A 14,069-nucleotide genomic window follows, 5' to 3' on the forward strand; every position below is an offset into this window, starting at 1 on the left:
GTGACGACCAACGGTCGTCACCCACCCTCCCACGCCGTCACCTGCCCTCCCATGCCGTCACCTACCCTCCCATGCCGGCACCCGCCCTCTCGTGCCGTCAGGCACCGTTACCCTGCCGGTGGCAGCGACCAGTCGATCGGTGTCTGTCCGCGGCGCTGCAGGTACTCGTTGGTGGCCGAGAAATGACCACAGCCGAGGAAGCCGCGGTGGGCGGACAGCGGCGAGGGATGCGGTGCCTTCAATACCCGATGACGCGCGGTGTCGATGACCTTGCCCTTCTGCTGCGCGTAGCTGCCCCACAGCAGGAACACCAGCCCTTCGCGTTCGCGGTTGAGCGCTTCCACCACGTGGTCGGTGAAGCCTTCCCAGCCGCGCTTCTGGTGCGCCCCCGCGCTGCCCTCTTCCACCGTCAGCACCGCGTTCAGCAGCAGCACGCCCTGCCGCGCCCAGGGCAGCAGGCAGCCATGGTCCGGCCGCGGGATACCGAGGTCGCGTTCGATTTCCTTGTAGATGTTCAACAGCGACGGCGGCACCGGCACGCCGGGCTGCACCGAGAAACTCAGCCCATGCGCCTGGCCACGACCGTGGTACGGATCCTGGCCCAGGATCACCACCTTGGTGGCATCGAACGGGGTGGCATCGAAGGCGGCAAAGATCTGCGGGCCGGGCGGGAACACGTTCGCGCCCCCCGCCTTGCGCTCGCGAAGGAAGCGGGACAGCTCGCGCATCTGCGGCTGCAGCAGCCAGTCGCCGACGTGTGCTTTCCAGCTCGGCTCGAGCTGGATGGAAGGAGGTACTGCTTCGTTCATCACACCACGGATCTTGGATTCAGTCGGGACAGGCGCAGCTGGAACAACACCTTGGTGACCAGCAGCCGCTCTTCGATCGGCTTGAGCACCAGGTCGTTGGCACCGGCCTGGAGCAGCGCGGTCTGGTTGAGCGGATTGCCGTCACCGGTCATCACCAGCACCGGCAGGCGGCGTTTGCCGTAGCCGAAGTCCACCCGCACCCGTTCCACCAGGTCACGTCCGCTGAGCTCACCTTTGAGCGTCACGTCGGTGAGCACCAGGTCGATCCGGTGCTGGTTGCGGCCCAGCGACTCGGCGGTCAGCAAGGTCACGGCCTCTTCGGCGGTCATCACGTGCAGCACGTTGAGCTGCTGGCGCTCGAGCATCCGCTTGGTGGCTTCGGCCACTACCCGGCTGTCTTCCACGTACAGCAGCGTGGCACCGGGAATGATCGCCGGCTGCACGTAGCCGCGGATGAAAGCGGCCAGCGCTTCATGGCCCAGCGATTTGTCGAAGTAATCGGTGACGTAGTCGGTGAAGCGGCGTTGTTCCAGGTGCGACTGGGCATCGCCTGAGACCACGATCACCGGCACGTACGCCTGCCCCGCCGATTCGCGCACGGTCCTGGCCAGCGCCAGGCCGTCGCCGTCGGGCAGCGACAGCGAGGTGGTCACCAGGTTGACCGGCCCGTCCGCCAGGGCCTGGCGTGCCTCTGCGATGCTGGCGCAGCCGACCACCTGCACGCCGGGGAGGTCGCGCTGCAGCACATCGGCGATCAGCTTGCGGACCAGCCGCGAGCCATCGACCACCATGACCCGGGTGGCATCATCGTGCAGATGCTTGAGTGCTTGCGGCTGCATGCGGAAGGGCTCAGGTCTCGGTGGGGCGCGTCTGGCGCAGGAAATGTCCGGTGACCAGCCATGCACCCAGCCAGCCCACCAGCACGATGGCCAGCAGCACGACAGAGGAATGCAGCAGGTCCAGCCCCTTCAGCGCGAAGGGACTGGCGTAGCTTTGCGACAACTGGGCAAGCGGTCCGGCCAGTGCGGCACCGGCGGCGGCGATCAGCCCCAGCGCCACCAGGCCCGCGCCGAGGCCGTACCACGCGCCAAGGTACAGGAACGGGCGCCGGATGAAGCCATCGCTGGCGCCCAGCAGTTGCAGCACGCCGATCTCTTCGCGGCGCGCCTGGATGTCCAGCCGCACGGTATTGCCGACCACCAGCACCGCACCCAGCCCCAGCAGCAGCGACAGCACCTGAACCAGGCGCGCGCCGAAGGCCAGCCAGCCGTCCAGTCGGGTCCGCCACAGCGCATCGTGCTGCACCAGGTCAGCCTGCGGCAGGGTGCCCAGCGCACGCGCCAGGCGCGCGTCGTCGGCCTTTTCCGCCGGCGTCACCACCAGCAGGCTGGGCAGTGGATTGGACTGCAGGGCATCGATCGCCTCGCCGAGGCCGGCATTCTCGCGAAGTTCTTCCAGGCCCTGTTCGGGGGTGCGCAGGGTCACTGCGGCCACGTCGTCACGCGCCCTCAGCTCGGCGGCCAGGGCCTCCGCGCTGGCGGCATCCAGCTCGGCCTTCAGGAACAGGTTGATGTCACGCGACTGCTGCACGCTGCCGGTGAAGTGCTTGAGGTTGTCCAAGGCGATCGACAAGCCCAGTGGCAGTGCCAGCGCCAGGGCCATGACCATCACCGTCAACAGCGTGGCCCATGGTTTGCGGAAAGCGCGGCCCAGGCTGAACACCACGCTGTGCAGGTGGTGTTGCCACCAGATGCCCAGCTTCGAAGGCGCCGCCGCCGGGGCGTTGGCATGACGCTCGGGCGCGGGAGTGGATTCGGTGCTCATTCGGCCAGGTCCTGCGGCGAAATATCGTCCACCAGGCGGCCGTGGTCGAGGATCAGCACGCGCTTGCGCATGCGCCGCAGCAGGGCGAGGTCATGGCTGACCACCAGCACGCTGGTCCCACGCGCCGGCAGCTCGGCGAACAGCGCCATGATTTCCGCGGCGAGGGTCGGGTCGAGGTTGCCGGTCGGTTCGTCGGCCACCAGCAGGCGCGGTTCACCGACGATCGCGCGGGCGATGCCAACGCGCTGCTGCTCACCGGCGGACAACTGCGAAGGCAGGGCCTTCTCGCGATGCCCCAGGCCCATGCGCTCCAGCACCGAACGCACGCGCTTGCCGATGTCGGCACGGCGGGTGCCGCGCAGGATCAGCGGCAGCGCCACGTTTTCGGAAATGCTGCGATCCATCAGCAGGCGGTGGTCCTGGTAGACCGCGCCCACCTCGCGCCGATGCCGTGGCACGTCGCCGCCGCGCACCTTCAACAGGTTGCGCTCGTTGAACACCACCGCGCCGCGGCTGGGCCGCTCGTCAAGGTGGATCAGTTTCAACAGGGTGCTCTTGCCGGCGCCGGAATGGCCGGTGACGAACACCATTTCGCCCGGTGCCACGTCGAAGCTGACATCGGTCAGCGCCTCGTGACCACCGGCGTACTGTTTGCTTACGTTGTCGAACCGCAGGACGCTCATCCCCTGATTATGCAGGACAGGCGCCACGGCGTGGAGACATCGCGCCAGGGCCTGGCCCTGCGTCGGCCGGGGCCGGGGAGACCACCGCCCCCGGAGCCGGGGGCAGTGCAATCAATACCGCTTACCCGCCGGCCAGCATCCGGCGGATCTTGCGGCCGATGCGGGTCAGGAAGGAGTCGCCCGGGTCCGCACTGCGGACCGGCTTGGCCACCACCTGCACCGGTGCACCCTGCGCGGTGGACGCGCCGTGGGTTGCACCATCGGCACCTTCCAGCGGACGGCCGTTGCGACGGCGACGGCGCTTGCGCGGCTTGCGCTCGCCGTCCTGCAATGCGGGATCCTGCGCGGCGCCAGCCTCGGCACGCGGCGGACGCGGCGCCTGCACGGCATCGGCGGTGGCGGTAGCAGCGGCCTCGCCATTGCCGGCGACAACGGCGGCTTCCGCTGCGGCGACCCCTTCGCCTTCCACGCGCGGCTTGCGCGGCGGACGCGGGCGGCGTTCGCCGCTGCGCTCGCCACTGCGTTCGCCGCGGCCAGCGGAGGGCTTGCCACCACGGCCGCCACCACGACGCTCTTCTTCGGCGGCACGCGCTTCACGCGCTTCGCGGAAGATCTGGCTGACGCTTTCGTTCTCGTCGCCTTCCTCGCCCGGCGCAGGCGGCGCACGTTCCGGACGCGGCAGCGAGGTCAGCAGTTCGGCGGTCACTGCTTCGACCGGGATCTTCTGGTCGATATAGGCCTCGATGTCCGGCAGGCCCATCGCATAGCGTTCGCAGGCGAAGCTGATCGCATCGCCTTCCTCGCCCAGGCGCGCGGTGCGGCCGATGCGGTGCACGTAGTCTTCGGCGTCGAACGGCAGATCGTAGTTGTAGACGTACTTGATGCCGTCGATGTGCAGGCCGCGGGCGGCCACGTCGGTCACCACCAGGATTTCCAGCTGGCCCTTCTGGAAGCGGTTCAGCAGGCTTTCACGCTTCTTCTGCGGAACGTCACCGGACAGCACGCCGACGCGGTAGCCGGAACGTTCCAGCGCGCGCGCGACGCGCTCGACGAACACCTTGGTGTTGACGAACACCATCGTACGCGCGCCTTCGCTGCGCGACAGCAGGCCCAGCAGCAGCGGGATCTTCTCTTCGTCGGCCGGGAAGTACATGCGCTGGCGCACGCGGGCGGCGGTGATGGATTCGCTCTCCACCACCATCTTCTGCGGCTCGTTCATGTGGTCATACGCCAGTTCCAGCACGCGGTGGCTGAGCGTGGCGCTGAACAGCAGGGTCTGCCGGGTGGTGCGCTCGGGCATGCGGCGCAGCAGGAAGCGGATGTCCTTGATGAAGCCCAGGTCGAACATGCGGTCGGCTTCGTCCAGCACGCAGATTTCGCAGGCGTGCAGCGAAACCACCTTGTGCTGCTTGACGTAGTCGATCAGGCGGCCGGGGGTGGCGATGATCACGTCCACGCCCTGCTGCAGCAGTTCGCGCTGCTTGTCGTAGTCCACGCCGCCGTACACCAGCGCGAAGCGCAGCCCCAGGTCCGAACCCAGCTTCACCGCATCCTTGTGGATCTGGATGGCCAGTTCGCGGGTGGGGGCCAGGATCAGCGCGCGCGGGTCTTCCGGCTTGCGGTCGGCCAGTGCCGGGCGGGTCAGCAGGCGGTTCACCACCGCGACCAGGAAGGCCAGCGTCTTGCCGGTACCGGTCTGTGCCTGGCCTGCGACGTCGCCACCGGCGAGTGCGACCGGCAGCGTCAACGCCTGGATCGGGGTGCAGCGGGTGAATCCGGCTCCTTCAAGACCGGCGTGCAATGCCGGATGCAGATCGAAGGAGGAAAAGGTCAAATCGGTCAGCGGTTTGTCGCTCATGTGTCCGTCTTGGTCTGGCCGCCACCTGCAATCGGGCGGCTCGGCGTCATCTGGGGGCTCCGTCGCAAACTGCGGCCCCTGCGGCGGGTCGGCGGGCCTTGGAACCCTCGGGTCCCTTGCCGCTCAATGAAGCAGTTTAGCGTAATCGGGCGGGCAACCGGGCCAAAGCGTCTCACCACCCCCGGAGACCGCCCGCCCATTGCGCATTCATCCATGCCACCGCCCGCTGAATCGTTCCCGGTGCTTCCCTTGTGCATCAGGGACGGGGCCCTATCCCATAGGTGTGGACAGTGAAATCCGACACATTCCGTCGGTCATATTGATCGCGATACGCTGGGTTCCAGCCGCCCCCTGTCTCCCTGTGCCGATAGGGGTAAACTGCCGCCCGTGAGCATCCAGGCATCCTGCCCAGCGCACCGTGGAGCCTGCTCCACCAGGCAACGACGAGGGTTGCGCCAGTCTGGTCCAGCCCAGTTCACCCACCTCCGGCCCCGGCCGGGTGCCCCACAAGACGAGAAACCAAGATGAGCGACAACGTTGTACATGTCAGCACCGCTGATTTCGAAAGCACCGTACTGAACTCCAAAGAGCCGGTCCTGGTTGATTTCTGGGCCGAATGGTGTGGGCCGTGCAAGATGATCGCACCGGCGCTGGACGAACTGGCCGTGGCCTACGGTGGCCGCGCGAAGATCGTCAAGGTCAACGTCGACCACGAGCGCGACCTGGCGGTGAAGTATCACGTCCGTTCCATTCCCTACCTGGTCGTCTTCAAGGACGGCGAGAAGGTCGGTGAGCAGGTGGGTGCGGTGGGCAAGGCCCAGCTGGCCGGCCTGCTCGACAAGGCGCTGGCCTGAGGCCTGTGTTTCCCGGCAGCCGGTGACGCCGGCTGCCTGCAGCCCCTGCGCTGCCTGAATGTCGCGGCATCGCGGTGCTTGCAAGGCGCCGCGCGCCGGTGATAGTGTCGGCACATCCGGTCCGCGTTCGCGTGCCGCACCCGCTGGATGCAGTTCACTCCAGACCCCATCCCTTCGTTCGCCGCCCCAGCCGGGCGCTCGCACCTTCAAGCGAGGAATAACGCTCTTGTCCGATACCACTTCTGAAACCGGCAGCGCTGATGCGCCCGCCGAAAAGCGTGTGCGCAAGCCGCGCGTGACCAAGGCCGCCGCACCCGCGTCCGCCGAAACCAGTGCCCCGGCACAGGCCGGCCTGCCGCTGGCCAATGCGCCCGAAGCACCCCGTCCCGCTCCGCCCCCCGCGCCCGCTGCGGCGGCGCCGAGCGCGCCCGCTGCCGATGCTCCCGCCACCAACGGCGGTGACGGCAACGAAGGCCGCGAATCCGGCCAGGGTCGCCCGCAGCAGAACAACAACACCTCCGGCGGCGGCCAGCAGAACACCGCAGGCGGCCAGAACCAGGGCCCCTACCAGGGCAACCAGCAGAACAACGCGCAGGGCCAGGGAAACCGCCGTGACCGCTTCCGCAACCGACGCGACCGTGACCGCCCGGCACGTGGTGGTGGACGCGACGATGGCATGCCGCAGGACAACAACGAACAGCAGCCGTTCGTGCGTACCACCCAGCCGAACGTGCCGGAAGGCTTCCCGGTGTATTCGCTGAGCGACCTCAAGCGCATGCCGGCGCAGAAGCTGCTGGAAATCGCCGAGCAGCTGCAGATCTCCGAAGGTGTCGCCCGTGCCCGCAAGCAGGACGTGATCTTCGCGCTGCTGAAGGTGCTGACCCGCCACGGTGATGGCGTCGCTGCCGACGGCGTGCTGGAAATCCTGCCCGACGGCTTCGGCTTCCTGCGCGCGGCCGAAGCCAGCTACCTGGCCGGCCCGGACGACACCTACATCTCGCCCAGCCAGATCCGCCGCTTCAACCTGCGCACCGGCGACCACCTGTCCGGCCGCATCCGCTTCCCCAAGGATGGCGAGCGCTACTTCGCGCTGTCCATCGTGGACACCATCAACGGTGAGCCGCTGGAAGCGTCCAAGAACAAGGTGCTGTTCGAGAACCTGACCGCCCTGTTCCCGCGCAAGCGCTTCACCCTGGAACGCGGCAACGGCTCGTCCGAAGACATCACCGGCCGCATCCTCGATCTGATGGCACCGCAGGGCAAGGGCCAGCGTTCGCTGATCGTTTCCCAGCCGAAGGCCGGCAAGACGATGATGATGCAGCAGGTGGCCACGGCCATCACCACCAACCATCCGGACGTGCACCTGATCGTGCTGCTGATCGATGAGCGCCCGGAAGAAGTGACCGAAATGCAGCGCACCGTGCGCGGCGAGGTCATCAGCTCGACGTTCGACGAGCCGGCCGCGCGCCACGTGCAGGTTGCCGAAATGGTGATCGAGCGGGCCAAGCGCCTGGTCGAGCACAAGAAGGACGTGGTGATCCTGCTGGACTCGATCACCCGCCTGGCACGTGCCTACAACAACGTGGTGCCGAGCTCGGGCAAGGTGCTGACCGGTGGCGTGGATGCCAATGCCCTGCACCGTCCGAAGCGCTTCTTCGGTGCCGCGCGCAACGTGGAGGAAGGCGGCAGCCTGACCATCATCGCCACGGCGCTGGTGGACACCGGCAGCAAGATGGACGAGGTGATCTACGAAGAGTTCAAGGGCACCGGCAACAGCGAAGTGCACCTGAGCCGTCGCATCTCTGAAAAGCGCGTGTTCCCGGCGATCGACATCAACCGTTCGGGTACCCGCCGCGAAGACCTGCTGATCGAGCCGGAGCTGCTGCAGAAGATCTGGATCCTGCGCAAGCTGCTGCATCCGATGGATGAAATGGCCGCGATGGAGTTCCTGCTGGACAAGATGAAGAACACCAAGTCCAACGACGAGTTCTTCGGTTCGATGAAGCGCTGAGTTCCTGGCGCCGGACGATCCACGACGAGGCCCCGCATTGCGGGGCTTTGTTGTTTGCGGGGGCGGGCCGGGCAAGAGCAGGCTGCGTGCCTGCGGCGGCCCGCAGGGCGCCGGTCAGGACGACCGGCATGCCCCTGGTCGGCGAGCACAGCGGGCGGGGCGGGGCGCCGCCGTGCTGCGCTGCGCCGTGGCAATATCGGCCCGACGCTGCACCATCGCTCGGCGCGCACTGGCCGCCGCTGGCACATCGAGGACCACCTGCATCATGCGTAGTCGAATCGAAGACGTCGCTGCGGCGGCGGGAGTCTCCATCAAGACCGTGTCGCGGGTGCTCAACAACGAGCCCAACGTGCGTGAGCAGACCCAGTCGCGGGTGCGCGAGGCGGTCGCGCGGCTCGGCTACAAGCCCAATCCTTCCGCGCGCAGCCTGGCCGGCCAGCGCTCCTATTCGCTGGCGCTGGCCTACAACAATCCTTCGCGCAACTACCTGATGGAAATCCAGAGCGGCATGCTCGATGCCTGCCACGGCAACCACTACAACCTGCTGCTGGGCCCGGTGGGGATCGGCCGCCATGCCCTGCCCGACCTCAGCGCGCTGTTCGACAACTCACGGCCCGACGGCGTCGTGCTGATCCCGCCGCTCAGCGATGATCCGGTGGTGCTGTCCTACCTGCAGGAACATGACATCCCCTTTGCCAGCATCGCCCCGCGTGACCCCACCGGCGCCATCGGGGTGCGCATGGACGAGACCACGGCCGTGGTGGAGTTGATGCGCCACCTGATCGCGCAGGGCCATCGGCGCATCGGCCACATCAAGGGACCACGGGCGCACGGTGCCTGCCAGTGGCGCCACGCCGGGTATCGCGCAGCGCTGCGCGAGGCCGGCATCGCCTACGACGCCGCGCTGGTGGTCGGCGGCCAGTTCTCTTTCGAATCCGGCATCCCGGCGGCACACCGCCTGCTGGACCTGGCCGATCCGCCCACGGCGATCTTCGCGGCCAACGATGACATGGCGGCGGCCGTGTACCGGGTCGCCGGTGGCCGCGGCCTGCAGGTGCCCCGCGATCTGTCCGTATGCGGTTTCGATGACACCCCGATCGCCAGCCATATCTTCCCCGCGCTGACCACGGTGCGGCAGCCCACTGCGGAAATGGGCCGGCTGGCGACGCTGCAGCTGCTGGAGCGCATCCGTTCGTCGGGCGCCGGCAGGATGATCACGCTCGACCATGCTGTGCTGGTCCGCGAATCCACCGCCGCACCTGGAAAACGCAGGCGCTGAGCGCCCGGTGATGCCGCGCTTTTGTCGAGCGCTGTCAGTGTTAGCGCTACCTGCCCTGCGCAGAACCGTTCCGCATCGCAACACGATCATTCGCGTAGCACCGCGCACGCGCGGCGGCCGCATGCGGGCCGATGACACTGCAATGACAAGGCTTGCGGGACCTGCAGCGCGGTCTCCCCGGGATCCGCCCGGCCACCAGCGGAGGCGCTTTGTTGACAACGCTGTCAACGCATCCCCAAATCGCTCCCGTCATGTAGTTGCCGCGTTCCAGCCGAAGTCAAACCCGCTGTTTCCGCACTCCCTGGGGAGGGATCCGCAATGAGGATGTACAAGGCCGTACCCCGCAAGACACTGCTCACTTCCGCGCTGCTGGCGGCCATCGCCGGCCCCGCGTGGGCGCAGGATGCTTCCACCGCCGCACCGGCCGACCCGGCCACCCTGGACACCGTGCAGGTGACCGGCATCCGCGGCAGCCTCACCTCGTCGATGAACCTCAAGCGCGACAGCCAGGGCGTGGTGGACGGCATCGTGGCCGAGGATATCGGCAAGTTCCCCGATACCAACCTGGCCGAATCGCTGCAGCGCATCAGCGGCGTGTCCATCGACCGTACCTCCAGCGGCGAAGGTTCCAAGGTCACCGTGCGCGGCATCGGCCCGGACTACAACCTGGTGCTGCTCAACGGCCGCCAGATGCCAGCCTCCAACCTGGGCAACGGCGGCGGTGGACTGTCCGGCTCGCGCTCGTTCGATTTCGCCAACATCGCCTCCGAATCGATCTCCGCAGTGGAGGTCTACAAGACCACCCGCGCCGACAACCCCACCGGTGGCATCGGTGCGACGATCAACATCAAGACCCTGCGCCCCCTGGAAGCGGCACCGGTGGTCAGCCTTGGCATGAAGGCGGTGCACGATACCTCCAACGACAACGTGCCGCGCACGCTGCAGGGATCCAATGTCACCGGCGAGCTGTCCGGTGTGTTCAGCCAGACCTACTCTGACGGACGCTTCGGCGTGGCGCTCAGCGCCAGCCACCAGGAACGCGATTCCGGCTTCAACCAGGCCACCGTGGCCGAAGGCTGGGCGACGCTGCGCGGTGACGACACCAGCGACTGGCGCGCACTGCCGCAGCCAGGCACGGGCTATTCGGACCGCATCACCAACCGCCCGGGTGCCGATGATATCTACGGCCGTCCGCAGAACACCGCGTACAACGTCAACGCCGTGCAGCGCCAGCGCACCAACGGCCAGGCCACGCTGCAGTGGAAGCCGCTGGACAACGTCACCACCACGCTGGATTACACCTATGTCGAAAACAAGGTGCAGCAGCAGCGCAGCGAACTGTCGGTGTGGTTCAACTACGGCCCCGGTGACAGTACCTGGACCGATGGTCCGGTTGCCGCCCCCATCGTGTACAGCGAGGACGTGGTGAACGGCGACGTGGCGATGGGCGGCATGAAGCTGGCCACCCGGAACAGCATGGATTCGCTCGGCTTCAATGTTGACTGGGAAGTCAACGATGCGCTGGACATGTCCTTCGACTACCACCGCGCCAGTGCCGAATCGCAGCCCGATGGACCCTATGGCTCGGCTGGCGTGCTCGGCGTGGCGGCTTACGTGCGCGGCACGACCACGGTGGATTACAGCGGCGACCTGCCGATCATCAACATCGCGTTGCCGCCGGGTGGGGTGCAGGCCGCCGATGCACTGGTCACCGGTTCGGTATTCCAGAACAGCTACAACAAGTCGGAAGTGGAACAGCTGCAGGCCAAGGGCGTGTTCCGCTTCGCCGACTATTCCGCACTCGATTTCGGCGTGGGCCACACCCAGGTGGACAACCGCTCGGCGGCGGCGATCCAGCAACGCGACAGCTGGGGCGGCGTCGGTACGCCGGCGGACTACGACGACAGCATCTGGTACGCCGATGACATGGGCAAATACTTCAAGGCGTTCTCCGGGCACGATGATCCGCGCCTGACCGGCCAGTTCCTGGTGTTCGATTTCGACCGCCTGCGTGACCGTGCGGCGCAGGTACCCAACGGCGCCGAGCCGGCCTGCCCGACGTGCTATCTCGCCCCGACCGAATACTCCGAGGACATCCGTACCACCGAAAAATCCAAGAGCGCCTACCTGCAGTACCGCACCACCTTCGACTGGAACATGCCGCTGCATGTCGCCGCCGGCGTGCGCTATGAGCAGACCGAAGTGGAGTCGTTGGCGCTGGTGCGCGTGCCGACTTCGATCAGCTGGAACTCCCTCAACGAGTTCAACATCACCTACGCCGACGACGGCGCGTTCATCGGCGGCCAGGGCAAGTACGATTACGTGCTGCCCAATGTCGACCTCAAGCTGGACATCAACGAGTCGCTGGCACTGCGCGGCAGCTACAGCCGCAGCCTGGGCCGTCCGGGATGGACGCAGATCGAAAGCGGGCAACGCCTGGACAACATCGTGCGCACCCAGGGCGGCACCGGTTCACGCGGCAACCCGGCGCTGGAGCCGTTGCTGTCGGACAACTTCGACCTGTCCCTGGAGTGGTACTACGGTGAAGCCAGCTACGCCTCGGTCGGCTTCTTCCGCAAGAACATCAAGAACTTCATCAGCAACACCATCGCCCGCGAAGATGCCGGCAGCCTGCACACGCCGGTAGGCGGTGCGTACTGGAACGAAGCGCTGGCGTCGGGCTGCGTCACCACCGACACGGTGTGCATCCGCAATTACATCTTCACCAACCATGCCGGCGACCCGGGCGTGGTTTCCACCGGGGTCAACTCGGCCGGCCAGCAGACCGGCAGCATCGTCGGCCAGCCGGGTGATCCCATCGCCGGGTTCGACATCACCCTGCCGGCCAACCAGCGCTCGGATCATCTGGAAGGCTGGGAGCTGGCGGTGCAGCACCTGTTCGGCGAGTCCGGCTTCGGTGTCGCGGCGAACTACACCAAGGTGAAGTCCGGGCTGACCTTCGACAACCTGAGCCTGGGCGACCAGTACCCGATGGTCGGCCTGAGCGATTCGGCCAACGCGGTACTGTTCTATGACAAGAACGCATGGCAGGTCCGGGCGGCCTACAACTGGCGCGACAAGTTCCTCAACGGCATCGGTGGCCAGGGGCCGAACCCGAACTACACCGAAGCCTATGGGCAGCTTGATCTGAACATCAGCTACGCGGTGAGCGAGCAGCTGACGCTGAGCGTGGAAGCGATCAACCTGACCGACGAGACGATGCGCACCTATGCACGCCACAGCAACATGCTGCGGTATGCCACCCAGACCGGGCCGCGCTACATGTTCGGTGTGCGCTACAAGTTCTGAGTGGCGATGACCCTGCCCCCGCCCCGCCCCATCGACGAGGTCCAGCTCGCAGATCCTGCGGCACTGCCTGCCGCGCTGCGCAGCTGGACCACGCCGAAGGTGGTGCGGGGGTTGGCCGCCGCGTGGCCGCTGGTACAGGCTGCCCGGCGTGGCGACACCGCCGCGGTGGACTACCTGAAGCGGTTCGACCACGGTGGCATGCCGGTGACCGCCACCACAGCGGCGCCCGGCACGCAGGGCCGGGTCTTCTACAACGACGACCTCACCGGCTTCAATTTCCGTCGCGAACAGGTGCCGCTGCGCGTGGTGCTGGACACCCTGCTCAAGTACCGCAGCGAACCGGACGCACCGACCATCTACGTGGCATCCACCACGCTGGATACCTACCTGCCCGGGCTGCGGGAGGAGAATCCGCTGGTGCTGGGACAGGCCGATCCACTGGCCAGCATCTGGATCGGCAACCGCTCGCGGATCGCCGCGCACTACGATGCGCCGGACAATCTGGCCTGCGTGGCGGCAGGACGGCGACGGGTCATGCTGTTTCCTCCCGGCCAGGTCGGCAACCTGTATGTCGGCCCGCTGGACTTCACCCCCGCCGGACAGGCAATCAGCCTGGTCGACTTCGCCGCACCGGACCTGCAGCGGTTCCCGCGCTTCGCGCTGGCCATGCAGGAGGCACAGAGCGCCGTGCTGGAACCGGGGGACGCGGTATTCATCCCTTCCCTGTGGTGGCACCACATGGAAGGACTCGAGGCGTTCAACATCCTTGTCAATTACTGGTGGCGTCCGGTCGAGGCATGGCGCGATGCGCCGATGAACGCCTTGATGCTGGCCCTGCTGGCGATCCGTGACCTGCCTGTGGAACAACGCGCGGCCTGGCAGGCGATGTTCCGGCATTACGTGTTCGACGCAGACGATCAGGTTGCCGCACACGTGCCGGAGCATGCGCGTGGCGTGCTGGGCGAACTGGATGAGGCAGCCGCCGCACGGCTGCGCGAGGTGCTGCGCACGCGGTTGCTGCGTGGGTCGAACGGGTGAACCGCCTCGCGGATGGCTGCTTACGAGCTGCAGTTGGGGGCGGGGTGGGCGGGGAGGCTGTGCGGGGCAGCGCAAAACGAGGGCCCCGTTCCCCCACCATCCGCCGACCATGGGTCGGCGCTACCGAGGCCGCCATGAACCTGACGAAGGTGGGACGGGGTGGGTTGGCGGTGGCGTAGAGCGCCATGGATGGCGCGAAACGAGGCCCGCAGGAGCGGCTCTTGCCGTCCCCCGCCAACCCGCCCCGCCCCGCCATCCCATAGCCCTGCAGCCCTTGACGTTGACGTTGACGTTGACCTTGACCGTGCTCTGCGTCCGCACGTGACCCGTCGCTTTCAGCGATAATGCCCGCGCAGTCCCCACCGAACCGTGCGCAGGCTGCTGCGTGCGGGCGCCGTCCCGCG

General features: G+C 67.1%; 10 protein-coding genes. 5 read left to right on the forward strand and 5 right to left on the reverse strand.

Annotated features, from left to right (window positions below):
- Positions 1-107: 107 nt before the first annotated feature.
- The 5 genes from ung to rhlB all read right to left on the reverse strand — a co-directional run bounded on the left by ung (position 108) and on the right by rhlB (position 5,174).
- A complete protein-coding gene (gene ung / locus ACI2JH_RS14010) occupies positions 108-809 on the reverse strand; it encodes a uracil-DNA glycosylase (RefSeq protein ID WP_101101451.1) in 702 nt (233 codons plus the stop codon).
- Entirely contained in the window at positions 809-1,648 is an 840-nt protein-coding gene (locus ACI2JH_RS14015) for a response regulator (protein WP_042612686.1), read from the reverse strand. The genes ung and ACI2JH_RS14015 overlap by 1 nt, the downstream gene beginning before the upstream one ends.
- Positions 1,649-1,658: 10 nt before the next feature.
- Positions 1,659-2,633, reverse strand: a complete 975-nt coding sequence (gene ftsX, locus ACI2JH_RS14020) for a permease-like cell division protein FtsX (protein WP_101101453.1) — start codon at positions 2,631-2,633, stop codon at positions 1,659-1,661.
- Positions 2,630-3,316 carry a cell division ATP-binding protein FtsE gene (ftsE, locus tag ACI2JH_RS14025; protein WP_101101455.1) on the reverse strand — a complete coding sequence of 229 codons (687 nt, stop codon included), beginning with the start codon at positions 3,314-3,316 and terminating at the stop codon, positions 2,630-2,632. Before ftsE ends, ftsX begins: the two co-directional genes overlap by 4 nt.
- Positions 3,317-3,437: 121 nt before the next feature.
- A complete protein-coding gene (gene rhlB / locus ACI2JH_RS14030) occupies positions 3,438-5,174 on the reverse strand; it encodes an ATP-dependent RNA helicase RhlB (protein WP_319276732.1) in 1,737 nt (578 codons plus the stop codon).
- A gap of 524 nt (positions 5,175-5,698) precedes the next feature.
- On the opposite strand from rhlB, the gene trxA reads away from it, so the two are divergent.
- The 5 genes from trxA (at position 5,699) to ACI2JH_RS14055 (ending at position 13,665) form a co-directional block, all read left to right on the forward strand.
- Positions 5,699-6,028 carry a thioredoxin gene (gene trxA / locus ACI2JH_RS14035; RefSeq protein WP_042612690.1) on the forward strand — a complete coding sequence of 110 codons (330 nt, stop codon included), beginning with the start codon at positions 5,699-5,701 and terminating at the stop codon, positions 6,026-6,028.
- 226 nt (positions 6,029-6,254) lie between these two features.
- Positions 6,255-8,039 carry a transcription termination factor Rho gene (rho, locus tag ACI2JH_RS14040; protein WP_404736513.1) on the forward strand — a complete coding sequence of 595 codons (1,785 nt, stop codon included), beginning with the start codon at positions 6,255-6,257 and terminating at the stop codon, positions 8,037-8,039.
- Positions 8,040-8,304: 265 nt separating this feature from the next.
- Positions 8,305-9,318, forward strand: coding sequence for a LacI family DNA-binding transcriptional regulator (locus ACI2JH_RS14045; protein ID WP_404736514.1), 1,014 nt, complete (start codon positions 8,305-8,307; stop codon positions 9,316-9,318).
- Between the two features lie 318 nt (positions 9,319-9,636).
- The gene (locus tag ACI2JH_RS14050; protein WP_404736515.1) at positions 9,637-12,627 is read left to right on the forward strand and encodes a TonB-dependent receptor; all 2,991 of its coding nucleotides are present in this window, start codon (positions 9,637-9,639) and stop codon (positions 12,625-12,627) included.
- A 6-nt stretch (positions 12,628-12,633) separates the two neighbouring features.
- A complete protein-coding gene (locus ACI2JH_RS14055) occupies positions 12,634-13,665 on the forward strand; it encodes a cupin-like domain-containing protein (protein WP_404736516.1) in 1,032 nt (343 codons plus the stop codon).
- The last annotated feature ends 404 nt before the right edge of the window (positions 13,666-14,069 follow it).

It is taken from the genome of Stenotrophomonas sp. NPDC078853, from assembly GCF_044901215.1.
Classification (GTDB): Bacteria; Pseudomonadota; Gammaproteobacteria; order Xanthomonadales; family Xanthomonadaceae; genus Stenotrophomonas; species Stenotrophomonas lacuserhaii.

What these genes read in the sequence shown, in the direction of transcription:
- ung (WP_101101451.1), bottom strand. Translation starts at nt 809, where the DNA reads ATGAACGAAGCAGTACCTCCTTCCATCCAGCTCGAGCCGAGCTGGAAA.
- ACI2JH_RS14015 (WP_042612686.1), bottom strand. Translation starts at nt 1,648, where the DNA reads ATGCAGCCGCAAGCACTCAAGCATCTGCACGATGATGCCACCCGGGTC.
- ftsX (WP_101101453.1), bottom strand. Translation starts at nt 2,633, where the DNA reads ATGAGCACCGAATCCACTCCCGCGCCCGAGCGTCATGCCAACGCCCCG.
- ftsE (WP_101101455.1), bottom strand. Translation starts at nt 3,316, where the DNA reads ATGAGCGTCCTGCGGTTCGACAACGTAAGCAAACAGTACGCCGGTGGT.
- rhlB (WP_319276732.1), bottom strand. Translation starts at nt 5,174, where the DNA reads ATGAGCGACAAACCGCTGACCGATTTGACCTTTTCCTCCTTCGATCTG.
- trxA (WP_042612690.1), top strand. Translation starts at nt 5,699, where the DNA reads ATGAGCGACAACGTTGTACATGTCAGCACCGCTGATTTCGAAAGCACC.
- ACI2JH_RS14045 (WP_404736514.1), top strand. Translation starts at nt 8,305, where the DNA reads ATGCGTAGTCGAATCGAAGACGTCGCTGCGGCGGCGGGAGTCTCCATC.
- ACI2JH_RS14050 (WP_404736515.1), top strand. Translation starts at nt 9,637, where the DNA reads ATGAGGATGTACAAGGCCGTACCCCGCAAGACACTGCTCACTTCCGCG.
- ACI2JH_RS14055 (WP_404736516.1), top strand. Translation starts at nt 12,634, where the DNA reads ATGACCCTGCCCCCGCCCCGCCCCATCGACGAGGTCCAGCTCGCAGAT.